This is a genomic window from Streptomyces uncialis, assembly GCF_001905345.1.
In the GTDB taxonomy this organism is placed as follows: Bacteria; Actinomycetota; Actinomycetes; order Streptomycetales; family Streptomycetaceae; genus Streptomyces; species Streptomyces uncialis.
Map to the genome: position 1 here is coordinate 402807 of NZ_LFBV01000003.1, position 23717 is coordinate 426523.

General features: G+C 71.6%; 18 protein-coding genes. 17 read left to right on the plus strand and 1 reads right to left on the minus strand.

The genetic code is table 11. The annotated features are described in order from the left end of the window. Window positions 1-2 precede the first annotated feature (2 nt). From AB852_RS15720 to AB852_RS15745, 6 genes are all read left to right on the plus strand, one after another. Entirely contained in the window at window positions 3-1805 is a 1803-nt protein-coding gene (locus AB852_RS15720) for an ABC transporter ATP-binding protein (protein WP_073788530.1), read from the plus strand. Then, entirely contained in the window at window positions 1802-3547 is a 1746-nt protein-coding gene (locus AB852_RS15725) for an ABC transporter ATP-binding protein (protein ID WP_073788532.1), read from the plus strand. Before AB852_RS15720 ends, AB852_RS15725 begins: the two co-directional genes overlap by 4 nt. A 56-nt stretch (window positions 3548-3603) precedes the next feature. Then, window positions 3604-4632, plus strand: a complete 1029-nt coding sequence (locus AB852_RS15730; protein ID WP_073788534.1) for an ABC transporter substrate-binding protein — start codon at window positions 3604-3606, stop codon at window positions 4630-4632. Window positions 4633-4768: 136 nt separating this feature from the next. Then, window positions 4769-5809 (plus strand): FecCD family ABC transporter permease, encoded by a 1041-nt coding sequence (locus AB852_RS15735; protein WP_073788536.1) that lies wholly within the window; start codon window positions 4769-4771, stop codon window positions 5807-5809. Continuing rightward, window positions 5806-6888 (plus strand): FecCD family ABC transporter permease, encoded by a 1083-nt coding sequence (locus AB852_RS15740; protein WP_073788538.1) that lies wholly within the window; start codon window positions 5806-5808, stop codon window positions 6886-6888. The genes AB852_RS15735 and AB852_RS15740 overlap by 4 nt, the downstream gene beginning before the upstream one ends. Continuing rightward, complete coding sequence (locus AB852_RS15745) at window positions 6885-7748, plus strand: ABC transporter ATP-binding protein (protein ID WP_073788540.1); 864 nt, start codon at window positions 6885-6887, stop codon at window positions 7746-7748. The genes AB852_RS15740 and AB852_RS15745 overlap by 4 nt, the downstream gene beginning before the upstream one ends. A gap of 86 nt (window positions 7749-7834) precedes the next feature. On the opposite strand, the gene AB852_RS15750 is transcribed toward AB852_RS15745, so the two are convergent. Beyond that, the gene (locus tag AB852_RS15750) at window positions 7835-9106 is read right to left on the minus strand and encodes an FAD-dependent monooxygenase (protein WP_178391026.1); all 1272 of its coding nucleotides are present in this window, start codon (window positions 9104-9106) and stop codon (window positions 7835-7837) included. Window positions 9107-9331: 225 nt separating this feature from the next. Between AB852_RS15750 and AB852_RS15755 the strand changes: the two genes are divergently transcribed. The 11 genes from AB852_RS15755 (at window position 9332) to AB852_RS15805 (ending at window position 23690) form a co-directional block, all read left to right on the plus strand. Then, window positions 9332-10225 (plus strand): LysR family transcriptional regulator, encoded by an 894-nt coding sequence (locus tag AB852_RS15755; protein ID WP_073788542.1) that lies wholly within the window; start codon window positions 9332-9334, stop codon window positions 10223-10225. 57 nt (window positions 10226-10282) lie between these two features. Next, the gene (locus AB852_RS15760) at window positions 10283-10465 is read left to right on the plus strand and encodes a hypothetical protein (RefSeq protein ID WP_073788544.1); all 183 of its coding nucleotides are present in this window, start codon (window positions 10283-10285) and stop codon (window positions 10463-10465) included. A gap of 435 nt (window positions 10466-10900) precedes the next feature. After that, window positions 10901-15457, plus strand: coding sequence for a HAMP domain-containing protein (locus AB852_RS15765; RefSeq protein ID WP_107499247.1), 4557 nt, complete (start codon window positions 10901-10903; stop codon window positions 15455-15457). Between the two features lie 62 nt (window positions 15458-15519). Beyond that, on the plus strand, window positions 15520-17958 hold the full coding sequence (locus AB852_RS15770; protein ID WP_073788546.1) for a GAF domain-containing SpoIIE family protein phosphatase: 2439 nt from the start codon (window positions 15520-15522) through the stop codon (window positions 17956-17958). Window positions 17959-18113: 155 nt separating this feature from the next. Next, entirely contained in the window at window positions 18114-18284 is a 171-nt protein-coding gene (locus AB852_RS15775) for a hydrophobic protein (protein WP_073788548.1), read from the plus strand. Window positions 18285-18578: 294 nt separating this feature from the next. Beyond that, window positions 18579-18926: a PRC domain containing protein gene (locus AB852_RS15780; RefSeq protein ID WP_073788550.1), complete on the plus strand. Its 348-nt coding sequence runs from the start codon at window positions 18579-18581 to the stop codon at window positions 18924-18926. 197 nt (window positions 18927-19123) lie between these two features. Beyond that, window positions 19124-19927 carry a restriction endonuclease gene (locus AB852_RS15785; RefSeq protein ID WP_073788552.1) on the plus strand — a complete coding sequence of 268 codons (804 nt, stop codon included), beginning with the start codon at window positions 19124-19126 and terminating at the stop codon, window positions 19925-19927. A gap of 212 nt (window positions 19928-20139) precedes the next feature. Then, complete coding sequence (locus AB852_RS15790) at window positions 20140-20820, plus strand: pyridoxamine 5'-phosphate oxidase family protein (protein ID WP_073788554.1); 681 nt, start codon at window positions 20140-20142, stop codon at window positions 20818-20820. A gap of 197 nt (window positions 20821-21017) precedes the next feature. Continuing rightward, a complete protein-coding gene (locus AB852_RS15795) occupies window positions 21018-21263 on the plus strand; it encodes a DUF6332 family protein (RefSeq protein WP_073788556.1) in 246 nt (81 codons plus the stop codon). 99 nt (window positions 21264-21362) lie between these two features. Further along, window positions 21363-22343 carry a cation diffusion facilitator family transporter gene (locus AB852_RS15800; protein ID WP_073788558.1) on the plus strand — a complete coding sequence of 327 codons (981 nt, stop codon included), beginning with the start codon at window positions 21363-21365 and terminating at the stop codon, window positions 22341-22343. 189 nt (window positions 22344-22532) lie between these two features. Then, on the plus strand, window positions 22533-23690 hold the full coding sequence (locus AB852_RS15805; protein ID WP_073788561.1) for a N(5)-(carboxyethyl)ornithine synthase: 1158 nt from the start codon (window positions 22533-22535) through the stop codon (window positions 23688-23690). Window positions 23691-23717 lie beyond the last annotated feature (27 nt).

Consider the following 23717-nt stretch of genomic DNA (forward strand, 5'->3'; position numbering starts at 1 on the left):
GCATGAGCACGACACCAGACGCACCAGCGGTCGACACCTCGCGGTCCTACCAGGAGGCCGACCCGTCCGCGGGACTCGCGAAATCCGGCGCTCTGGCGCGGTTGCTCGCACCGATCCGGACCCATCTCGTGATCTGCGCGGTCCTCTCGTCCCTGAGCGCGGCGGCGGGCATCGTGCCCTACATCGCCGTCGCCGAGATCGCGCGGATCATGCTCGAAGACCCCACCGGGGCGCACTCGGCCATCTGGACCTGGGTCGGTATCGGTGCGGCGGGTGCCAGCGTGTGGCTGGTGCTGCTGGTGCAGTCCTCCCGGGTGGGGCACTACGCCGACGCGGCGATCCTGCACGATCTGCGGGTGCGGATCGTGCGCCACCTCGGCGCGCTGCCGTTGGGCTGGTTCCGTCTCGCGGGCTCGGGCCGGGTCAAGAGGGCGATGACGGGCGACCTGGAGGAGATGCACGAGGTCATCGCGCACGCCCTCGGACAGTTGACCGGAGCGGTCACGGTGATGGCCGTCGGGACGGGCTATCTGTTCTTCGTCGATGTCCGGATGACACTGATCGCGCTGGGCGTACTGGGCCTCATGGCGGTCTGCTACCGCGTCTCCATGCGCTCCATGACGACCCATATGAACCGGCTGACCGCCGCCGACGCGCGGATCAGCGCGGCCAGTGTGGAGTACGCCGACGGAATCCAGGTGGTCAAGACGTTCGGCACCGGGGGCCGCGTCCTGCGCCGCTTCGACGACGCCGTGGACGAGCACACCCAGGCGTTCGCGGCATGGGTCGCCGAGGTGCGCTACAGCTCGGCGGCGGCACGGCTGTTCGGTTCGGAGATGGCCGTCCTCACCGCGATGACGGCCGCCGGGCTGACGTTCGTCGACCACGGGTCGCTCGGCGTCGCGGACCTCGTGGCGTTCCTCGTCGTCGCGGTCGGCATGCCGAACTCCATCCTCCCGGCCGTGACCGCCTCCCAGGGCGTGCGCAAGGGCCGGATGGGCGCGGCCAACATCGAGCGGCTGCTGGCCCGTCCGCCGCTGCCCGAGCCCGAGCTTCCCCGGGCACCGTCCGGTCACGGCGTCGAGTTCGACCGTGTCTCGTTCTCCTACGACGGGGTGACCACCGCGGTCGACAAGATCAGCGCCGTCTGCGCGCCGGGCCAGGTCACCGCGATCGTGGGGCCGTCGGGCGCCGGGAAGAGCACCCTCGCGAGCCTGCTGCCACGCTTCTACGACGTGTCGGACGGAGCGGTCCGGATCGGCGGCGTCGATGTGCGCTCGATCCCGTCCGCCGAGCTGCTGGCGTCGATGTCGCTGGTGTTCCAGGATGTCGCGCTGCTGCGCGACAGCGTCGCGGAGAACATCCGCATCGGCAGGCCGGGGGCGACCGACGAAGAGGTCCGCCGGGCGGCGGCCGCCGCGCACATCTACGAGGTGATCGAGCAACTGCCCGACGGGTACGACACGTTGCTCGACGCGGGCGGCGGCAGTCTGTCCGGTGGTGAGCGCCAGCGGCTGACCATCGCGCGGGCGATCCTGTCCGGCGCGCCGATCGTCGTCCTCGACGAGGCGACGGCCGCGCTGGACGCCGACAGCGAGTCGGCGGTCCAGGACGCGCTCGCCACCCTGGCGACCGGCAAGACGGTGATCGTGATCGCCCACCGGCTGCACACCATCGCCGGCGCCGACCAGATCCTCGTACTCGACAACGGACGGCTGGCCGAACGGGGCCGCCACGACGAGCTGCTCGCCCGCGACGGGCTGTACGCCCGGATGTGGGCCGCACAGGAAGGTGTACTCGCATGATCCGCCGTCTGTACCGACTGTGGCCGAATCCGCGGCTGCTGGCCCGGCTCTGGCTTCTCACCGCGGCCCAGGCCGTCCTGCAAGGGCTGATGCTCGCCCTGCTCGTCCCGGTCCTGGACGCCGTCGTACGGCCCGAGCCCGATCTCGCCGCGGCCACGCCGTGGCTGGTGGTCGGCGCGTGCGGCGCCGCCATGTACGCGGTGCTGAGCATCATCGCCACCCCGGTGGGATTCGCGGCGGCGGGAGCGCTCGCGGCGCAACTGCGCCGCCGGCTGATGCGCCATGTGAGCACCCTGACGCTGGGCTGGTTCACCGCCGAGCACAAGGCGCGGCTGGCGCGGGGGGTGACCGCGGACGTGGGCAACGCCGCGCATCTCGCCGTGACGATCGGCGGACCCGTGATCACCTCGACCCTGCTGCCCGCGACGGTCGTCGCCGTGACGTTCGCGGTCGACTGGCGGATGGCACTGCTGCTGTGCGTGATCGCGCTGGTCGCCTACGCAGCGCTGCGGCGGGCCGCGCGGATCGCGGAGATCGCGGAGATCGAGCTGGAGCGGGCGGCGACCGGGGTCGCCAGCCGGGCGATCGAGCTCGGCCAGGCCCAGCCCGTCCTGCGGGCCGCGGGCCATGCCGACGGCACACCCCGGATGCGGGCCGCGCTGGAGGACCACCGCGAGACCTACCGCGACGGCATGCGCCGCGCCAGGCAGCCGTTCTTCGTGTACACCGGCGTGATCATGGGCGGGTTCGTCGCGGTGCTCGCGCTGGCCGCGCAGCTGATGCTCACCGGGCGCGTCGGGGTCGCCGAGGCGATCGCCCTGCTCGTACTGGCCGCCCGCTTCCTGGAGCCGCTCGGCAACCTGATCGACCTCATCGGGGCACTGCGCGCGCTGCGCAACCAGATCGTGCGCATCGAGGAACTGCTGGCGACCCCCACCCTGCCCGTGCCGGCCGAGCCGGTGCGCGGGATCGAGACGGCCGAGGTCGAGTTCTCGCACGTCGACTTCACCTATCCGGGCGGTGACAGCCCCGCGTTGCGTGACGTGTCGCTGCGCTGCCGACCGGGCACCACCACCGCGCTGGTCGGGCCCTCGGGCTCCGGGAAGACGACGGTGACCCGGCTCATCGCGCGCTTCTTCGACATCGACGCGGGCCAGGTACGGGTCGGCGGCACCGAGGTCCGGGAACTCGACCCGGGTGTCCTGCTCGACGAGATCGCCATCGTCTTCCAGGACGTCTATCTGTTCGACGACACCATCGAGAACAACCTGCGCCTCGCACATCCGGAGGCGACATGGGACGAGCTGCGGGAGGTGGCCGCCGCGGCGCGGCTCGACGAGGTGATCGAGCGGCTGCCGGAGGGCTGGCACACCCGGGTGGGCGAGGCCGGCGCCCAGTTGTCGGGCGGTGAGCGTCAGCGGGTGGCGATCGCGCGGGCGATGCTCAAGCGGGCCCGGATCGTGCTCGTCGACGAGGCCAGCTCCGCGCTCGACCCCGAGAACGAGGCCGCGATCACCCAGGCCATCTCCAATCTCGGTGACGACCCCGCCCGCACGGTGATCGTGATCGCCCACCGTCCCGCCACCCTGGCCACGGCGGATCACGTGGTCTCGCTCGACGGGGGCCGGGTCGTGGAGGCCGGTACGCCCGCCAAACTGCTGCGCACGGGAGGGACGTTCGCGCGGCTCAGCCGGCAGTACGAGCGGTCGCGTCACTGGCGCATCGTCAGCACCGCGCCCTGACCCGTCCACGCGTCAGGCACCTCGACCGCGACATCGAATCAGGAGAACCCCCGCCCATGCTGTACACCGTCACCGGCCGCCGAGCCGCGCGAGCCACCGCCGCGTTCGCCGTGGCCGTGCTCTTCCTCACCGCCTGCGGCTCCGGCTCCGGTGGCGGGGGCGGGGACTCCACCGGCGGCGGGCCGGGCGAGGTGACGCTCGCCGGTGCCTACGGCCGGACCACCGTCCCCGTCACCGACGAGAAGGTCTGGGCACTCGATCCGAGGACCGCGACCGAGCTCCTCGCGATCGGTGTGACCCCCACCCATGTCGGCCGGTCCACGCACAAGGGCGACGCGGCCTTCCAGGCACAGGAGCGGTTGCTGGCCGACGAGGGGATCGAGCTGGTCGAACCCGACAAGGTCGAACTCGTCCTGGAGGCGAGGCCGTCGGTCATCATCGGGGAACAGAGCCTCAGCAGCGACGAGCTGGCCGAGGAGCTGAAGAAGATCGCGCCGGTGCTGATCACCCGGGCCACCGCGTCCTGGGAGGAGAACCTGCGCCTCCTCGGCCGGGCCACCGGCCGGGGTGAGCGGGCCGGGTCCGTCATCGAGCACCTCGACCGGGAGACCACCGCCACCAGGCGCGACATCGAGAAGGCGGGGCTGGCGGGCGAGACCGTGTCGCTGATGTCCGCGTGCGGAGAGGGGAACTTCTGCGCCTACGGCAGCGGCCGGACCGCCGGTCCGGTCCTGACCGACCTGGGGTTCAAGCGCCCCTCCGCGCACGGCCAGGACCGGACCGGCCTCAGTTACGGCTACACGAGCGTCAGCGAGGAGAAGCTGGGCGAACTGGTCGCCCCGATCGTCTTCGTCCTGTCCGGCTCCGTCCAGTACGGTGCGCCGGACCCGCTGGACAACCCGCTGTTCGAGGTCGGTGACGCCAGGACCGGCGTGGTCGACTTCGCCGCCTGGTACGGCTCCGGTTCCTTCGACGTGTCCTGGGTCCTCAACGACATCCGCGCCGTCCTGCTGGACGACGGGACCGTCACCGACCAGGTGAGCGGCGTCGAGCTGTTCGAAGAGCTCAGGAAGGCGGGCGCCTGATGCCGCGCGGACCGGCCCTGCGCCCGGTGCCCCCTTCCCGGGGGTTTCTCGGTCCCGCCGAGGTGCGCCGCTCCGGCGACCGCTCCGACGGTCGCCCGGCCCGGCTCCACACCCCCGGCGCCCTGCCCCGTCCCGCATGACGCTCGACAAGACCGGCCGCCCAGCCGCCTCGCGTACCCGCGCGGGCACCCGAAGACGCTGGACCGGACTCGCGTTGCTGCTCGCCGCGGTGCCTGTCGTCACGGCGCTGAGTCTGGCCGTGGGGGCGGGCGGTGTCCCGCCCGGGACGGTGTTCGACGTGCTGCTGCGTCCCGACGGCAGCGAGGCGGCCGTCATCGTCCACGAACTGCGGATACCCCGGACGGTGCTGGCGCTCGCCGTCGGTGCCGCGCTCGGGCTGGCGGGAGCGCTGATGCAGGGGCAGACCCGCAACCCGCTGGCGGATCCCGGTCTGCTGGGGATCGAGGCGGGCGCCGCGCTCGCGGTGGTGCTCGCCATCGCGCTGCTCGGCGTCGACCACATCGCCGGTTACCTGTGGTTCGGGCTCGCCGGTGCCGGTGCCGCGACCGTCGCCGTCCTGGCCGTCGGCTCCCGCCGGGGCGGACCCGACCCGCTCTCGCTGGTCCTGGCCGGCGCCGCGACGACCGCCCTGCTGACAGCCGTCACCCAGGCCTTCGTGACACGCGAGTCCCGCTCGGTCCAGGCCTACCGCGTCTGGGGGTCGGGCACGGTCATGGGCCGGGGGATCGACATCTTCCTCCAGGCCCTGCCCCTGCTCCTGCTCGGGCTGTTGCTGGCCGTCGCCGTCGCACCCGGGCTCAATCTGCTGCAACTCGGCGACGACGTCGCCCGGTCCCTGGGACAGCACCCGCTGCGGCAGAAGATCATGGGCGTCGCCGCGATCATGGTCCTGTGCGGTACGGCCACCGCCGCCTGCGGCCCGATCGGATTCATCGGCCTCACCGTCCCCCACGCGGCCCGCCGGCTGTGCGGGGTCGACCACCGCTGGGTGACCGCGTACTCCGCCGTTCTCGGTGGACTGCTCCTGACCCTGGCCGACACGATCGGCCGCGTCCTCGCACCCCCTTCGGAGGTCCACGTCGGCATCGTGACGGCACTCCTCGGCGGACCCGTCTTCGTGGTCCTCGTGCGGCGCGCCCGGCTGGTGCGCGTATGAGCGCCCGGCTCCGGGCCGCCGAGGCCCCGCTGCGCCTCGGGGGCGCCTCCTGGCTGCTGCCGCTGCGCTCCCTCGCCGCCACGCTCGCCGGTGTCGCGCTGCTCGTCCTGCTCGTCATCACAGACCTGGCGACCGGTGACTTCGGCATCGGTCCCGGAGCGGTGTTCCGCGCGCTGGTCATCGGCGGCGACCCCGCCCACACGCTGCTGGTCAGGGAACTGCGGCTGCCGCAGGTCACCGTGGCCGTCCTGGCGGGCGCCGCCCTGGGGCTCGCGGGGGCGCTGACCCAGACCTTCGCCCGCAATCCGCTGGCCAGCCCCGACATCCTCGGTGTCACCCAGGGAGCCTCGTTGGCCGCCGTGCTCGTCATCGTCGGGACGGCCTCGGAGGGGAGCGGCGGCGGACCGGTCGACGGGGCGCTCCAGCACTTCGGTCTCGTACCCGCCGCCTTCGCCGGGGGTATCACCGCGGCCGTCCTGCTCCGCGTCCTCGCCGGTGGGCGGGGAACCGACCCGCAACGGCTGGTCCTGACGGGCATCGCCGTCGGCGCGGTGCTCGCCGCCCTCACCCGGTGGGTGCTGGTCCGGGCCAGTATCGACGACGCGGCGAGCGCCCAGAGGTGGCTGTTCGGCAACCTCGACGGGCGCGGCTGGGACCACGCCGTCCCCGTCGCCGTCGTCCTCGCCGCGATGTTCCCGCTCTCGCTGCTGCTCGGCCGGCACCTCGGCGCGATCCAGCTCGGCGACGACACCGCCCGCGGACTCGGGGTACGGCTGCGTGCGACGCGGCTCCTGACCCTGCTGGCCGCCGTGCTGCTCGCGGCGGCGGCCGTCTCCGCCGTCGGGCCGCTGGGCTTCGTCGCGTTCGCCGTCCCGCAGATCGCCCTCCGGCTGACGGGCGGATCGCGGCCACCCCTCGTCGCCTCGGCGGTCTACGGCGCCTGCCTCGTCGTCGTCGCCGATCTGATGTGCCGCAACGTCCTTGCCTCGGGCGTCCCCGCCGGGGTCGTCACCGCCTGCGTCGGAGCGCCCTACCTGATCTGGCTTCTCGTGCGTACCAACCGGAGGACCACCGTATGACCGACCCGGCCGTTCACCGGCCCGTCTCCCGGCTGGGCGCCGAGGCTGTGACCGTCGGCTACGGCGGTGACCCGGTCGTCCGGAATGTCACCCTCGACGTTCCCGACGGGACGGTCACCACGATCATCGGCCCGAACGGATGCGGGAAGTCGACCCTGCTGCGCACCATGGCCCGTCTGCTCACGCCCTCCTCGGGACGGGTGCGCCTCGACGGGGAATCCGTGCACGACACCCCGACCCGGGAGGTGTCCGGACGCCTCTGCCTGCTCCCGCAGCATCCGGTCGCGCCCGACGGTCTCGTGGTACGCGATCTGGTCACCCGGGGGCGGCATCCGCATCAGCGGTGGTTCCGCCAGTGGTCACCGCGGGACGAGGAGGCGGTGGACCGCGCGTTGGAGCTGACCGGGGTGGCCGATCTCCGCGACCGGCGCGTCGACGAACTCTCGGGAGGCCAGCGGCAGCGCGTCTGGATCGCCATGACGCTGGCCCAGGACACGGAGATCATGCTGCTCGACGAGCCGACCACCTTCCTCGACCTGGCCCATCAGGTCGAGGTGGTCGACCTGGTGCTTCAGCTGAACAGGGAACGCGGCCGCACCGTCGCGATGGTGCTGCACGATCTCACCCTGGCCGCGCGTTGCAGCGATCTGGTGGTCGTCATGAAGGACGGCGCGATCCTGGAACGGGGAAAGCCGAACGAGGTGTTCACTCCCGGCATGCTGGCCGAGGTCTTCGGGCTCGACGCGGATGTGCTGTCCGACCCGCGCACCGGTCTGCCGATCGTCGTACCGGTGAACTCCCGTTCCGCCACCGCCGACCAGGTCCGGTCGCCGCGCGGCGCACCCGGTCCGCCGAGGTGACAAGGACGTGAGCGCGGCGGGTCGGGGTCTTCGCCATCACGGCCGCCCTCGGGAGGATCAGCTCGGGTCCGGGGAGGGTCGGGTCCTCACCGGACCGGTTCCCCGGCAGGGTGCGGGACCGTCCATGACGGGTGGGTGTTGACCTGGGCCACGGTGGCCTGTGCCAGCTCTCGGTAGCGGTGCGCGATCCGGTCGGCGTGGGCGGTGGGCAGCGGCCCGCCCCGGTCCGCGGCCCGCGCGATGATCTCCTCCGGCCCCAGGTCCCGATTGGCCGTCACGACCGCGTTGACCACCTCCCGGCGCATCCCGTCGTAGCGGCGCAGCGCGGCCACGGGACCGCTCTCCCGGGCCAGGCACCAGGCCAGCACCCGGGTGTCGACGACGGACTGCGATCCGCCGTTCATGCCCATGGGGAACATCGGGTGCGCGGCGTCGCCGAGCAGGGTGACCCGTCCGAAGCTCCAGCGCGGCAGGGGGTCGCGGTCGAGCATCGGGTATTCGAGGATCGCGGGTGAGCGCTCGACCAGCGCCGCGAGGTCGATCCACGGCAGGTCCCAGGACGCCAGGGCGGCGCGGGCCTCCGCCGTGGTGACGCGACGGCCGGTGCCGCCGGGGCCGGGGCCGTCGGCAGGCGGGCCGGACGGCCCGTGCCGTACCTCCAGCACCCAGTTCAGCAGGGGTTCGCCGCCCTCGGCCGCGGGGTCCTCGATCGGGTAGGCGACGAACTTCGCGCCGGGGGTGCCCCCGGCCACCACGATCGAGCGCCCGCCGAGGACATGCGGGTGGCGGGCGACGCCTCGCCACATATGGACGCCGTTGCGGTTCGGGGCGCCCTCGTCCGGGTGGAGTTGGGCGCGGACCGCGGAGTCGACACCGTCGCAGCCGACCAGTACATCGGCGTCGTCCACCACGGGCAGGCCGCTCGCGCGGTCCAGGAAGTGGGAACGGACGCCGTCCGCGGACTGCTCGAAGCGCTGGAACCGCAGCCCGGTACGGACCGAGTCCGGCCCCAGCCGCTCGCGCACCGCCGCCAGCAGCGTCATCTGGAGATGCCCGCGGTGCACGGAGTACTGCGGCCACCGGTAGCCGGCCGTGAGTCCCAGTGGCTCCTCCCACACCGGTTCGCCCGTCCGGTCGCGGTAGCTCAGCCGGTGCGGGGGGAGCGCGATGAAGGCCAGTTCACCGGCCAGACCCAGTTCGGCGAGTTCCCGGACGGCGTGCGGCAGCAGATTGATGCCCACGCCGACCGCCTCGACGGTCCGGGCCCCCTCGTACACCCGCGCCGGGAACCCCGCGGCGTGCAGGCTCAGGGCACAGGTCAACCCGGCGATGCCCCCACCCACGACAGTCACCTTCATCGGTCCGCCCCTGCCTTTCGCCCGGGCCGCGGGGCCCTGCCCAAGCGTCCGGCCACCGGACGGCGGGTGTCCAATACACAGCGGTGATACCAGCGGTCATGCTCGGTGATCGCGCCGGGGAACCACCCTCCGCACGGCTGTCGGGCACCACGGGACGGACCGGCTCCCGCCCGGGCTCGCGTGACAACAAGCTTTCTCGACAAAGGGGTTGATAACCTCGCGGCCATGGAGCTCCGCACCCTTGAGTACTTCGTTGCGGTGGCGGAGGAGGGGTCGTTCACCAAGGCGGCGGCCCGTTGTCATGTCGTTCAGCCCGCGATCAGCCAGCAGATCCGGTCCCTGGAGAGGGAACTGGGCGAACCGCTGTTCGAACGGCTGCCCCGGCGGGTGGTCCTCACCTCCGGGGGTGCCGCTCTGCTGCCGCACGCCCGGGACTGTCTGGCGGCGGCAGCGGCGGCGGCCCTGGAGTTCGCCGGCCGTGCCGGTCTGCTGGACGGGTCGCTCGCGCTGGGGACCGTGGGCGGTCTGGAGGGTACCCGTGTCCCCCGGCTGCTCGGGGAGTACCACCGCCGGTATCCCGGGATCTCCGTGAGTCTCATCGGGGCGTCGAGCCCGTCACTGCTGGGAGAGGTCCGCGAAGGGCGGCTCGACGCGGCCGTGATGGCGCCGCCGCCGCAGGGGCTGCCCGCCGCCGTCGGGTCGCGGACCCTGCTGGAGGACCGGATCGTCGCGGTCCTCCCCGCCGGGAGCCGGGCGGCGAACGTCCCGATGCCCCTCGCGGAGGCGGCCCGGAGCACCGTCATCAGTTACGGCCCCGACAGCGGGGTCCACGCGTTCATCCGTGACGCCTTCGCCGCGCGGGCGCTTCGGCTGGACATCGCGTACGCGACGAACGACGTCGCCCTCCAGGTCGCCCTGGTCGCGGAGCGGGTGGGCATCGCCCTGACCTCCCACGCGAGTCCGGTTCTGGCCACCGACCCGCGCTTCGTCGTCGTGCCGCTGGAACCCGCCATCCGGTTGCGGAAGGTGTTCGTCTGGCGGCTGGGCCCGCGGCTCGGCGCGCCGTTGCGGGCGTTTCTCGACCTGTGGACGGAACTGTCGGGAATTCCGGCCGAATGAGGGGGCAGGAGGACCAGGTGCTTCCGATGCCCGCGACCCCGCCCGAGGAGAGACATCATGCGTAATCCGGCTGCCTTCTGGACCGCGATCGCGGTCACCGTGGTCGCGGCGATCGGACTGCTGATCCTGTCCGCGCAAGCGGTCACCGGGGGCAAGGGCGGCTGGGTGATACCGACGGTCGCCGGGGTGGCGCTCCTGGCGGGTGCCGCCTTCCTCGTCGTCAAGACACCGAGGAACTGACGCGTCCCCTGGCTCCTTGGACGGGCCGTTCCCTCCTGTCGCGTCGCCGTGAGCGGCGTGCCGCAAGCGTTCTCCCTGTCCGTCGCGTCGCCGTGAACTGCGCACCGTAGGCGGCCTCCCTTCCGGGGCGCCGCGGAGTGCCGCCGCCCCCGTGCCGCCGGCCGCGGATCGCGGATCGCGGATCATCGGCCCGGGCGGGGCGGCCCGGTCGGGGCCCTGGGCCCGGAAGCCCGCCGTCCGGACCGCCCGAAGATGGTCGGCGCGGGTAGTTGGCCCGTACCAGTGGGTAGTCCAGCGGTACTCTCTGTCGTATTTGCTGCGCGGGGTGGGGAGTGGTCCACGGCAGGGCGGGCGGAGCGTGCCCGCTCCCGTCCGTGCCGTCGGTCCTGTCCGCTTCCGCGCGGACCGTATGCCTGGGGATCTGGAAGGTGGGGCATGGCTGAGGCGAGAACCCAGTATGCGGGGGCCGGGTCGCGTGGACCGGGTGGCTCCGGCGGCGTGGGGGAACCCGAGCTGCGGCAACTGCTGGCCGGGCTGACCGCGGTACGGGACGGTGATTTCGGGACGCGGCTGCCCGGTGAGGCCGACGGACTGCTGGGCGAGATCGCCACCGTCTTCAACGGCATGGTCGACCAGCTGTCCTTGTTCACCTCCGAGGTCACCCGGGTGGCGCGGGAGGTGGGCACCGAGGGCACGCTGGGCGGGCAGGCGGAGGTACCGGGCGTCTCGGGTACCTGGGCGGATCTGACCGACTCCGTCAACGCCATGGCGGGGAACCTCACCACTCAGGTGCGGGACATCGCACAGGTGGCGACGGCCGTCGCGAGGGGCGATCTCTCGCAGAAGATCGACGTGGACGCGCGCGGCGAGATCCTGGAGCTGAAGAGCACCGTCAACACGATGGTGGACCAGCTCTCCGCGTTCGCGGACGAGGTCACCCGCGTGGCACGCGAGGTCGGCAGCGAGGGCCGCCTCGGCGGACAGGCGGAAGTGCCGGGGGTGGGCGGTGTCTGGCGTGAGCTGACCGACTCGGTGAACTTCATGGCGGGCAATCTCACCGACCAGGTGCGCAATGTCGCCCAGGTGACCACCGCGGTGGCGAAGGGTGATCTCTCGCAGAAGATCACGGTGGACGCGCGGGGCGAGATCCTCGAACTCAAGAACACCATCAACACCATGGTCGACCAACTGTCCTCGTTCGCGGACGAGGTCACCCGTATGGCGCGCGAGGTCGGCACCGAAGGGCAGCTCGGCGGCCAGGCGGACGTCAAGGGCGTCTCCGGGACCTGGCGGGACCTGACCGACTCGGTGAACTCCATGGCGGGCAACCTCACCGCGCAGGTGCGGTCCATCGCCCAGGTCGCGACGGCCGTGGCCAAGGGCGATCTCTCGCAGAAGATCACCGTGACCGCGCGGGGCGAGATCCTCGAACTCAAGAACACCATCAACACCATGGTCGACCAGCTCTCCGCGTTCGCGGACGAGGTCACCCGTGTCGCCCGCGAGGTCGGCACCGAAGGGCGGCTCGGCGGCCAGGCCGACGTCAAGGGCGTCTCCGGGACGTGGAAGGACCTCACCGAGTCCGTCAATGTCATGGGTGACAATCTCACCGCGCAGGTGCGGTCCATCGCCGAGGTCACCACGGCCGTGGCGCAAGGGGATCTCTCGCAGAAGATCCGGGTCGACGCGCGGGGCGAGATCCTGGAGCTGAAGGAGACCATCAACACGATGGTCGATCAGCTCTCCGCGTTCGCGGACGAGGTCACCCGCGTGGCGCGCGAGGTCGGCACCGAGGGCAATCTCGGTGGGCAGGCCACCGTGCGGGGGGTGTCGGGAACCTGGAAGGACCTCACCGACAACGTCAATGTGATGGCGTCCAATCTGACGGGCCAGGTGCGGTCGATCGCGCAGGTCGCCACCGCCGTGGCCCGTGGTGACCTCTCGCAGAAGATCACCGTCGAGGCGAAGGGCGAGGTCGCGGCGCTCGCCGGGGTGATCAACACGATGGTCGACACCCTGTCGGCGTTCGCGGACGAGGTCACCCGGGTGGCGCGCGAGGTCGGCACCGAAGGGCGGCTCGGCGGCCAGGCCGACGTCAAGGGCGTCTCCGGGACCTGGAAGGACCTCACGGACAACGTCAACTCGATGGCGAACAACCTGACCGGGCAGGTCCGCAACATCGCCCAGGTCACCACCGCGGTCGCCAACGGGGATCTGTCGAAGAAGATCGACGTGGACGCGCGCGGCGAGATCCTGGAGCTGAAGACGACCATCAACACGATGGTCGACCAGCTCTCCGCGTTCGCCGCCGAGGTGACACGGGTGGCGCGCGAGGTCGGCAGCGAAGGGCGCCTCGGCGGACAGGCCGAGGTGGAGGGTGTCTCCGGGACCTGGAAGCGGCTGACCGAGAACGTCAACGAGCTGGCGGGGAACCTCACCCGCCAGGTGCGGGCGATCGCCGAGGTGGCCAGCGCGGTCGCCGAGGGCGATCTGACGCGGTCGATCACCGTGGACGCCTCGGGCGAGGTGGCCGAGCTCAAGGACAACATCAACTCGATGGTGGGCTCGCTGCGCGAGACGACCCGGGCCAACCAGGAACAGGACTGGCTCAAGTCCAATCTGGCCCGGATCTCCTCACTCATGCAGGGACACCGCGATCTGTCCGTGGTGGCGGAGCTGGTGATGGACGAGCTGACCCCGCTGGTGGCGGCCCAGTACGGCGCGTTCTATCTCGCGGACGAGGGTGCGCAGGGCGCGGAACTGACCCTGATCGGCTGGTACGGACGGCCGCGCGGCAGTATCACCGGCCGGTTCGGCGCCGGTGAGTCACTGGTCGGCCAGGCGGCCCGCAGCCGCCGTACGATCGCCGCCGACGAGGTGCCCGGGGACTATGTGATCTCGTCCGGACTGGGCGGGACCGCTCCCGGCAGTCTGATGATCCTGCCGATCGTGGTCGAGGACCAGGTCCTCGGCGTCATCGAGCTGGCCTCCTTCAGCTCGTTCACCCCCGTCCACCGCGACTTCCTCGACCAGCTGATGGAGACCATCGGCGTCAACGTCAACACCATCGTCGCCAACGCCCGCACCGACGAACTCCTCGTCGAGTCGCAGCGTCTCGCCGGTGAACTCCAGGCCCGCTCGGAGGAGCTCCAGGTCCAGCAGGACGAACTCCAGCGCTCCAACGCCGAGCTGGAGGAGAAGGCGGCCCTGCTGGCCACGCAGAACCACGACATCGAGACCAAGAACCTGGAGATCGAGCAGGCCCGCCAGGAACTGGAGACCCGGGCCCAGCAGCTCTCCCTGGCCTCGAAGTACAAGTCGGAGTTCCTGGCCAACATGAGCCATGAACTGCGCACACCGCTCAACAGCCTGCTGATCCTCGCCCAGCTCCTCGCCCAGAACCCCACCCGCAACCTCAGCCCGAAGCAGGTCGAGTACGCGGGGATCATCCACTCGGCCGGTTCGGACCTGCTCCAGCTGATCAACGACATCCTCGATCTGTCCAAGGTCGAGGCCGGCAAGATGGACGTCCATCCGGAGCGGATCTCCCTGCGGCGCCTGCTCGACTACGTCGAGGCGACGTTCCGGCCGATGACCACGCAGAAGAGCCTCGAATTCTCGATCATCACCGCGCCCGGTGTCCCCGGTGAACTGGTCACCGACGACTCACGGCTGCGTCAGGTGCTGCGCAATCTGCTCTCCAACGCCGTCAAGTTCACCGAGCACGGGAGCGTGGAGCTCCGGATCGAGCCCGCCGCGGAGCAGGAACTGCCCGCGGGCACGGACCACGGCGGACCCGTACTGGCCTTCCGGGTCAAGGACACCGGCATCGGCATCGCCGAACAGCAGCTCGAAGTGATCTTCGGCGCGTTCCAGCAGGCGGACGGCACCACCAGCCGCCGCTACGGCGGCACCGGGCTGGGGCTGTCCATCAGCCGGGAGATCGCCCAGGTGCTCGGTGGCGCGGTCACCGCCCGGAGCACGCCCGGCACCGGGAGCGTCTTCACGCTCTACCTTCCCCTCGCCCGGGCGGGCTTCGGCGACCAGGCCGACGGCGCCGACGCGGCCGGGACCGCGGCCCGTGAGCAGCATCCGGCGCAGTTGCCGCGGCAGCAGCGCCGTCTGCTGGTGATCGAGCAGCATCCCCGGGGGCTGCTCTCGCTCGTCGCGGAGAGCGCCGCCGCCGATCTCGCGGCCTCCGGGCACGAGAGGGGCGATCATCAGCCGGACCCCGCCGTGATCACCGCCGTCGGCGCGCAGGAGGCGGCCACCGCCCTGGCCGCCGAGCCGGTCCACTGCGTGGTCCTCGATCTCGATCTGCGCGACGGTGAGGCGTTGCAGTTCCTGGAGCACATGGACGGCGATCCCGCGCTCACCGCGCTGCCCGTCCTCGCGCACAACAACCGGCGTCTCGACCCGGCGCAGGAACAGGCCCTGGTGCGGCGGTCACAGACCCGGCCGCTGGAACTGCTGTCCGGTCTGGACGAGCTCCGCGAGCGCATCGCGCTCCATCTGGCCGCCGAGCAGCCCGGCAGTGTGCTGCCGCTGGTACGCGCCGAGGACGCGGGCCGGCTGGCGTCGCAGCCCGTCGACGCGTCCCTGGCCGACCGCACCGTGCTCGTCGTCGACGACGACGCGCGCAACCTCTACGCGCTCAGCGGCATCCTGGAACTGCACGGCATCCATGTGGTGCACGCGGAGAACGGCCGCAGGGGCATCGAGGCCCTTGTCCGTCATCCCCGTGTCGATCTCATCCTGATGGACGTGATGATGCCCGAGATGGACGGTTACACGGCGACGGCGGAGATCCGCCGGATGCCCGCCTACGCGGAGCTGCCGATCATCGCGGTGACCGCGAAGGCGATGCCGGGCGACCGGGAGAAGAGCCTGGCGTCCGGGGCGAGCGACTATGTCACCAAGCCGGTCGACGCGAACGATCTCATCAGCCGTGTCCGCCGCTGGTTGTCCCCCGGGCGGGTGACGACGTCCTAGAGGTGCCGGACCGTCATCCCCCGCCCCCGAGACGACCTCAGGCCAGGAATCAGGCAACCACGGTGAGCACCGCAGACGATCCCCGCAGACCCGCCCCGGACGGCCCGACGGCGCCCCCGGGCGGGCCCGGCCCCGAAGCGCGCCCGGAGGAACCCGCGGCGGACGGTACGCCGGCCGCGGACTCGCCCGTCAGCAGGCTGGCGGCCACGGTGGAACGCCTGCGGCGGGAGGTCAGGGCGGCCCAGGCGAACGCCGACGGGCGCGCCTTGGTGGAGCTGGCGAAGGGCGTTCTCGTCGAGCGGCTGGGATGCGGACCGGTGCAGGCCGCCCAGCAGTTGGCCGCGATCGCCGACCGGGCCGGTCTGACGCCCCTGGAGCTGGCGGCGGACATCGTCAACGAGGCCGCCCGTGACCAGGTCAGCCAGGTGGCCGCCGAGTTCGTCCAGCGCACCGCCTCTCCCCCGTCCGGCGGTTCGGGCCCTTCGGCGGCGGTCCGGCTGCGGACGGCGGAGAGCGGTGTGCTCGCCGCCGACGACACCGAGGCCATGGCCCACGCGCTGCTCGACAACGCCCTGCGTCCGCTCGGCGCGTGCGCCGTCGCGATCTGGACCGCCGCCGGGGACGGCTCGTTCGCCCTGAGCGGCTCCGCGGGCTTCACCCCGCAGGAGGCCGCGCTCTGGCACCATGTGCCGCCCGGGGTCGCCATTCTCGCGCGCCGGGCCCTGAGCGAACGCCAACCCGTCTTCCTGCACAGCCTGGCGGACACGGTGACCCCGTCGCTGGGCCGACGGGAATGGCCCCAGGGCGGCCGGATGGCCGTCCCGGCCGGCACCGGGGGCCGTCTGCACGGGGTGCTGGAGGTCTGCTGGCCCGATCCCATGTCCCCGCCGCCCCCTCAGATCCTCCGTCAGATCGAGGCGCTCGCCCAGCTGTGTGCCCACACCCTGGAGACCCGGCCCGGCCGCGGCGCCGCCGGGACGCTCCCGTATCCCGGTACCGAGCTGATCGACCTCGCTGAGGGGCTCAGCGATCCGGTGCTCCTCCTCACCCCGCACCTGGACGCCGAAGGACGGCTCGCCGATTTCCGTATCCGGCATGTGAACAGCCGGTTCACCGACCCGGCCGGCCGGCCGCCCGCCCAGGTCCGGGGCGCGCTGCTGCTGGAGGCGTATCCACTGGCCGCCGAGGAACACGGCCTGTACGAGCGGGTCGAGCGGGTCCACGCCACCGGTGAGCCGTTCCGGGCCGGGCACATGAGACTCACCGCGCTCGTCGACCAGGTGCCGCTCACCGTGGTCGCGGATGTCAGCATCAGCCGCCACAGCGGTGTCCTGGTCCTCGTCTGGCGTATCCAGGACGAGACCGTACGGCTGGCGAGCCTGTTGCAGCACGCGCAGCGCCTCGGACGGATCGGCGGGTTCGAGGAGAGCATGACCACGGGTGAGATCACCTGGAACAGCCAGCTGTTCGATCTGTACGGCAGGCCGGCCACCTCGGCGCCCCTGTCGCTGCGTGATCTGTCGGCACTCGCCCACCCGGACGACACGGCCGTCATCGACCGGCTGCTGCACACGGTCTTCGAGTACCGGCGGCCCTCGTCGGTGACCTTCCGGCTGCAACGGCCCGACGGCATCATCCGGCACATCCGTGTCATCGCGGAACCGGTCCTCGACACGGAGCAGCGGGTCACCACGGTACGCGGCGCCTACCAGGACATCTCGTCCCAGCACTGGACCGAGGTCGCGCTGCACGCCACCCGCGACCAGCTCGCCTACAGCGAGGCCGAGTCCGAGGAGCGCAACCGGCTGGCCCTCCAGCTCCAGCACGCCATCATGCCGCCCAGCCAGGGACCGCTCGACCTCACCGGTCTGAGTGTCGCCGTGCGCTACCGCCCGGCCGCCACGGAATCACTGGTCGGCGGTGACTGGTACGACAGCGTCGTCCTGCCGTCCCAGCAGATCCTGCTCTGCGTCGGTGACATCGCCGGACACGGCATCGGGGCGGCGACCAGCATGGTGGTGCTGCGCAACGCGCTGCGGGGACTGGCGGTCACCGGGGCGGGGCCGGGCCAGCTCCTGACCTGGCTCAACCTCGTCGCCCATCACCTCGACACCCGGGTCACCGCGACCGTCGTCTGCGGTCTCTACGATCCCCGCACGCGCGTACTGCGCTGGGCCCGCGCGGGGCATCTGCCGCCCGTCCTGATCCGCGACCGCGGCGCCCGGACCTTCCCGCTGGGCAAGGGGCTCCTCCTCGGCGCCGTGGCGGAGGTCTCCTACAGCGAACAGGAGATGCAGCTGGAGGAGGGCGACACCCTGTTGATGTACTCGGACGGGCTCGTCGAACGCAAGGACCTCGCGCTCAACGACGCCCTGAGTCATCTTCTCAGCGCCGCGGGCGGTCCCGACCGGCCGCTTGAGCGGCTGCTCGACGACCTCCTCGCCCACAGCCGGTCCGACACGGACGACGACACCTGTCTCATCGGCATCCACGTCACCTGACGGTCGGCGTCCGCGCGTCGGCGCGCACGCCGACGGGCCGTGGCGGACTCCGCCGCGGAGGAATCCCCGGGGAAAAACAATCGGGGAAATATCGGTGGGACCTTGTGTGTGAGCCCCCTTTTCCCGGGCACACGGAATCTCGGAGGTTGATACTAATGGTCCCGCTTCTTCTCGTTCTTCTGCTCGCTGTTCTTCTTCTCGGTGCCGGGTTCGCGCTGGAGATCCTGTGGTGGGTCGCCGCCGTCGTGCTGGTGCTCTGGGTGCTCGGCTTCATCGTCCGGCCCGCCGGACACGGCGGCAGCCGCGGCCGCTGGTACCGCTGGTAGGTACCGTCGGCAACGGTCATCGCACCCCGACGACCAGGCATGACCTCGCCGAACAGGGGCAGACGGCCCACGAACGGCCGCTGACCGCGACACGGTGCCGCCGCTGACCGCACCAGGCGGGACGGCGCACCGTGCGGGGCGGCCGTTGCGTCCGGCGAACCCTGACAACGAAAGAACACGACAGGCGCACCGGAATTAACCCCGGCCCGCTTCCTGTCCCCTTATTTTCTGTACGGATACCCATTCGACGTCCGGGCGGAATCATGCCCGCGCCGTCATCAGAAGGAGTTCTCGATGAACGACAATCTGTGGAACTACGTCCCCACCGCCGGCCATACCCGGGACGACGACCTCTCCGGTTACCGGGTCGAGGCGACCGACGGCCACATCGGCAAGGTGGACAAGCACTCCAACGACGTCGGCTCGCAGTACCTCGTCATCGACACCGGTGTCTGGATCTTCGGCAAGGAGGTCATGCTTCCGGCGGGCACCGTGTCCCGCGTCGACCATGAGGAGCGCACCGTCCATGTCTCCCGCACCAAGGACGAGATCAAGGCTTCGCCCGAGTTCGACAAGGACAGGCACCTCGGCGACCCCGCCTACCGCGACCAGCTCGGCGGTTACTACGGCTCCGGCCACTGACCCGGGCCGGTCCGCCGCACCCCACGGCACCGGGAACCGTACCCGGCGCGTTCCGAGGACCGGGACGAGCGCGGGGACCGGACGCCGACCAGCCCTGACACAGCGATGACCACCACCGAAGCGACGGCTGATGCGGGACCGCGACGACCGGGTCCCGCATCAGCCGCAGGTGCGCGCAGAGGAAGGCGACCGCCCCGATGACCCCGCCCATCACCCCGGCGAGGAAGGCTCCGCGACAGCGCGGGGCCTTCAGCCTGCGCCAGACGGCCCTGGTGTTCGCGCTGGCGGCCACCCTGCTCTGCGGCACCGGTCTGGCACTGAAGGCCGTCGCCCGGAACGCGGGTGAGCACCGGGGCTATGTGTACGCCGCGGGGCTGCTCGTGGTCATCGCCCTCATCGCCACCGTCCGGCGCACCCGCACCCGTCCACGCCCACGTGCCCGTACTCGCGCCCGTACCGCCCGGCCGCTCCGCGAGCCGATGGCGTCGGTGCCCGGACCGCGGCGGCAGCCGGACCACCCCGAGCCGGAACCGGAGCCGGAAGCGGTGCCCGCGCCCGAGTCCACGCCCGAGTCCACGGCGGAGATGTTCGGGGCCATGGACCCGCTGGTCTTCGAGCAGGCCATAGCGGAGCTCTGCGTCCGCGACGGCTGCCAGGACGTCGAGGTGAGCGGCGGCGCGGGCGACCTCGGCGCGGATGTGACGGGCCTGACCCCGGACGGACGGCGGCTGGTCGTGCAGTGCAAACGCTATGGCCCGGTCAACAAGGTCGGCTCCCAGGACATGCAGCGGTTCGGCGGCACCTGCTTCGCGGTCCACCAGGCGGATGTGGCGGTCCTGGTCACCACCGGCGAGTTCACAGGTCCCGCGGCGGAGTACGCCGACGAGTGCGGAATCCTCCGGTACGACAGCGAGGCACTCACCGCCTGGGCGGACGCCACCGGCCCGGCCCCCTGGGAAGCCGATCACCCGGCGCCCCAGGCCCGGTCGGCGGCGCGGTGACCTGAGCGGCGGTCCGCCGTCCGCACAGCGACCCGCACGGTGGGCCGCGGCAACGGATTTCGTCGCATCGGGGGCGTCACGCGACTAATTCCGGCAGAAATGTGGCGCTCTACCGACTGCATCGATAGCGTCAGCGCGGGGGCGCCCATCGCGGGGGCGTGCTCCGTCCGCCCGTCGGAGACCTCCTCGCCCGCGTGGACGAAAGACCCGATATGAAGCAGAACCCGCTACCGGCAGAGCTGCCCGGAACCGACCGCACCCGTCATCGCCGCCTGCGGGAGCAGGGCAGCGACGACCGCGGAGCGCTGGACGCCATCCTGGGCGCCGGATTCCTGTGCCACTTCGGCGTCGTGGTCGACGGACATCCGATGGTGGTGCCGACCGTGTACGGGGCCGACGCGCTGAACCTCTACTTCCATGGCTCCGTCGCCAGCAGGAGCCTGGTCGCCGCACCCACGGCGACCGTGTGTGTGACGGTCACGCATGTGGACGGGCTGGTGCTGGCCAGGTCGGTGTTCGAGCACGGGGTGAACTACCGCAGCGCCATGATCTACGGCACGCCCCGCGTCGTCACCGACCCCACGGAGAAGCTCGCCGCTCTGCGCTGCCTCACCGAGCAGAGCGCACCCGGCCAGTGGGACTACGCGCGCCGTCCCAGCCGAAAGGAACTGGCGGCGACCGTGCTTCTGGCGCTGTCCCTGGAGGAGGCCTCCGTCAAGATCCGTACCGGTGATCCCGACGACGGCGACGGCCCGGACGCCGCACTGCCGATCTGGGCGGGCACCCTCCCCTTGGTGACGACCTTCGGGAGCGAGCGACCCGACGCGGCCCTCCCCGAGGCGATCACCGCGCCACCCCACATCACCGCCCGGGTGGGGACCCGGCTCGGCTGAGCGGTCCACCGCGGGCCCACGGACGGCCGGCCACCTCCCCGTATCTGACAATCCGTCACATCACCTGCGCGAGGTGCGGCCGTCGGCCGCTCGCCCACGACCGCACCGAACCCGCATCTCCCGGCCATGACCCCGCGGTTGGCGAGATCGGCTCGATCGTATGGACCCCTCGCGGGCATGCTGCGATCCTTGGACCCATGAGCACAGAACGGCGCAGCCAGGCCGACCGGGACGAGATCACCGTCGAGATCGGCTACGCGCTGGTCAGCGCCTGCTTCCTCGGCGGCGTCATGTTCGCGGCGATCGCCGGTCCCGCCGCCGTCTGGGACCTGCCGCCCGCGGTCGAGAGGTTCATGCTGCTGGCGGGAGCCTCGGTCGGTGGGGTGCTCGCCGCGATCCGCGTCGTCCATGTGCTGTGGCGCCACGGACAGCCGAAGAACTGACGGCCTCTTTGGCGCCGTCGGCCGCGCGCCACTGCGCGTACCCGCGCGGCGCGGGCGTGGTGTGCCGCCCCTGGGGCCCCTGCCGCCTACCGTCCCTGTATGACCGGAACGGACACCCCGCCGGGCGGGAAGGCCGAGGCTCCCGAGAGCAGCGTGACCGTGATCGTGGCGGCCTCGGCGAACCTCGGGATCGCCGTGGCGAAGGCGGTCGCGGGAGTGGTCAGCGGCTCCAGCGCGATGCTCGCCGAGGCCGCCCACTCGGTCGCGGACACCGTCACCGAACTGATGCTGCTCGTCGCCCTCGAACGCGGCGACCACCCGCCCGACGAGGACCACCCCCTCGGCCATGGCCCCGAGCGGTACATCTGGGCGCTGCTCGCCTCCTTGGCGACCTTCGTCGGCGGTGGGGTCTTCGCCGTGTACGACGGTGTCCACACGCTCACCCATGGGGAGGAGCTGGGCGATCCGCTGCTCTCCTATCTCGTCCTCGGCGTCGCGTTCCTGCTGGAGAGCTGGTCGCTGCGCACCGGTGTCCGGCAGGCCCGTGCCGAGGCGGCCCTGCTCGGCGCACCGGTGGGCCACTATCTGCGCCACACCCCTGACACCGCGGTCAAGGCCGTGGTCATGGAGGACGCGGCGGCCCTCGTCGGGCTGGTCCTCGCCGCCGCCGGACTGCTCGGCGGGCAGCTCACCGGCTCGGGGGTGTGGGACGGCGTCGCCTCGGTCCTGATCGGTCTGCTGCTGGTGTATGTGGCCTGGGTACTGGGCCGCAGCAACGCACGGCTGCTGATCGGCCGCCCGGTGCCGCGCGCGATGCGCGAGGCGGTGGTGGAGGAGATCCTGACCGTCCCCCACATCGTGGCCGTGCTGGAGCTGACCACTCTGATCCAGGGCCCGCGCGAGATCCTGATCGCGGCGAAGGTCGACTTCCGGGACGCGTCCAGCGCCCGGCAGGTCGAATGGGCCTGCGAGGAGGCGGAGCAGCAGCTGCGCGAGCGCTTCCCCGCCATCCGCCGCGTGTACCTCGACCCGACCCCGGACCTGGGCCTCGATCCGGGTGCCATGGGCGGCTCGGCCTGACCCGCACGGGGCGGATCTGGACCTGAGCGCCCTTCAAGCCCGGACGGGCGGCGGGCACTTTGCGGCCCGGGAGAGTAGTACGGTGGCGTTACCGAGCGCACCTCGCACGCCGTCATCCGCTTCGGCGTCGCCCTCGGGGAACGGCAATACCGGAACGCCTCGCGTCCGGTCGGAAACGAGCCGACCCACATGAGTCTGATGAGTCTCGGAGTACTCGCCTCCTCGCACAAGGAGAACGAGTTCCGGCTGCCCCTGCACCCCAGCCACCTCGACCGGATCGCGCCGGACATACGCGCGAGGACCTACCTCGAAGAGGGCTACGGCGAACGCTTCGGCATCGCCGACGACGCGCTGCGACCACTCGTGGGCGGTCTGCGTTCCCGCGCACAGCTGATCGCCGAGTGCGATGTCCTGCTGCTGCCGAAACCGATGCACGAGGACGTCGCCGAGCTGCGCGAGGGCCAGGTGCTGTGGGGATGGCCGCACTGCGTGCAGGACGAGAAGATGACCCAGCTCGCCATCGACCGCCGGCTGACCCTGATCGCCTGGGAGGCCATGAACCACTGGACCTCCACGGGTGCCTTCAGCGTCCATGTGTTCCACAAGAACAACGAGCTCGCCGGTTACTGCTCGGTGCTGCACGCCCTGCAACTCGGCGGGCTGACCGGCAGCTACGGGCGGCGTATGCGCGCGGCGGTCATAAGCTTCGGCGCCACGGCGCGCGGGGCGGTCACGGGCCTGGGCGCCATGGGGATCTCCGATGTCACGGTGATCACCCAGCGCGCCGCCGCGGCGGTGGCCTCGCCGATGCCCTCGGTGGTGATGGGTCACTACGCGGAGGTGGACGGCGATCCGACGCGCCTGGAGGCGGTCACCGCGGCCGGTTCCGTCCCGCTGGCCGAGTACCTGGCCGGGTTCGACATCATCGTCAACTGCGTCCTCCAGGACACCGACGCGCCGCTGATGTTCGTCACCGAGGAGGAACTGGCGCTGTTCCGGCCGGGGACCCTCTTCATCGATGTCGCCTGCGACGAGGGGATGGGTTTCGAGTGGGCCCGTCCGACCACCTTCGGCGAACCCATGTTCACGGTGGGACCGGGGTGTCACAACTACGCGGTGGATCACAGCCCGTCCCATCTGTGGAACTCCGCCACCTGGGAGATCAGCGAGGCGCTCCTGCCCTACCTGCGCAAGGTCATGAGCGGTCCCAAGGCGTGGGACTCCGATGTCACGGTCTCGAAGGCCATCGAGATCCGCGACGGCGTCGTCCAGAACCCGAAGATCCTTTCCTTCCAGCACCGGTCGGGCGACTACCCGCACGCTCCCGAGGCCCCGGAATCCCGCTGAGCCGGCCCGGCCCGCGCGGACCGGGCG

What these genes read in the sequence shown, in the direction of transcription:
- AB852_RS15720 (WP_073788530.1), top strand. Translation starts at nt 3, where the DNA reads ATGAGCACGACACCAGACGCACCAGCGGTCGACACCTCGCGGTCCTAC.
- AB852_RS15725 (WP_073788532.1), top strand. Translation starts at nt 1,802, where the DNA reads ATGATCCGCCGTCTGTACCGACTGTGGCCGAATCCGCGGCTGCTGGCC.
- AB852_RS15730 (WP_073788534.1), top strand. Translation starts at nt 3,604, where the DNA reads ATGCTGTACACCGTCACCGGCCGCCGAGCCGCGCGAGCCACCGCCGCG.
- AB852_RS15735 (WP_073788536.1), top strand. Translation starts at nt 4,769, where the DNA reads ATGACGCTCGACAAGACCGGCCGCCCAGCCGCCTCGCGTACCCGCGCG.
- AB852_RS15740 (WP_073788538.1), top strand. Translation starts at nt 5,806, where the DNA reads ATGAGCGCCCGGCTCCGGGCCGCCGAGGCCCCGCTGCGCCTCGGGGGC.
- AB852_RS15745 (WP_073788540.1), top strand. Translation starts at nt 6,885, where the DNA reads ATGACCGACCCGGCCGTTCACCGGCCCGTCTCCCGGCTGGGCGCCGAG.
- AB852_RS15750 (WP_178391026.1), bottom strand. Translation starts at nt 9,106, where the DNA reads ATGAAGGTGACTGTCGTGGGTGGGGGCATCGCCGGGTTGACCTGTGCC.
- AB852_RS15755 (WP_073788542.1), top strand. Translation starts at nt 9,332, where the DNA reads ATGGAGCTCCGCACCCTTGAGTACTTCGTTGCGGTGGCGGAGGAGGGG.
- AB852_RS15760 (WP_073788544.1), top strand. Translation starts at nt 10,283, where the DNA reads ATGCGTAATCCGGCTGCCTTCTGGACCGCGATCGCGGTCACCGTGGTC.
- AB852_RS15765 (WP_107499247.1), top strand. Translation starts at nt 10,901, where the DNA reads ATGGCTGAGGCGAGAACCCAGTATGCGGGGGCCGGGTCGCGTGGACCG.
- AB852_RS15775 (WP_073788548.1), top strand. Translation starts at nt 18,114, where the DNA reads ATGGTCCCGCTTCTTCTCGTTCTTCTGCTCGCTGTTCTTCTTCTCGGT.
- AB852_RS15780 (WP_073788550.1), top strand. Translation starts at nt 18,579, where the DNA reads ATGAACGACAATCTGTGGAACTACGTCCCCACCGCCGGCCATACCCGG.
- AB852_RS15785 (WP_073788552.1), top strand. Translation starts at nt 19,124, where the DNA reads ATGACCCCGCCCATCACCCCGGCGAGGAAGGCTCCGCGACAGCGCGGG.
- AB852_RS15790 (WP_073788554.1), top strand. Translation starts at nt 20,140, where the DNA reads ATGAAGCAGAACCCGCTACCGGCAGAGCTGCCCGGAACCGACCGCACC.
- AB852_RS15795 (WP_073788556.1), top strand. Translation starts at nt 21,018, where the DNA reads ATGAGCACAGAACGGCGCAGCCAGGCCGACCGGGACGAGATCACCGTC.
- AB852_RS15800 (WP_073788558.1), top strand. Translation starts at nt 21,363, where the DNA reads ATGACCGGAACGGACACCCCGCCGGGCGGGAAGGCCGAGGCTCCCGAG.
- AB852_RS15805 (WP_073788561.1), top strand. Translation starts at nt 22,533, where the DNA reads ATGAGTCTGATGAGTCTCGGAGTACTCGCCTCCTCGCACAAGGAGAAC.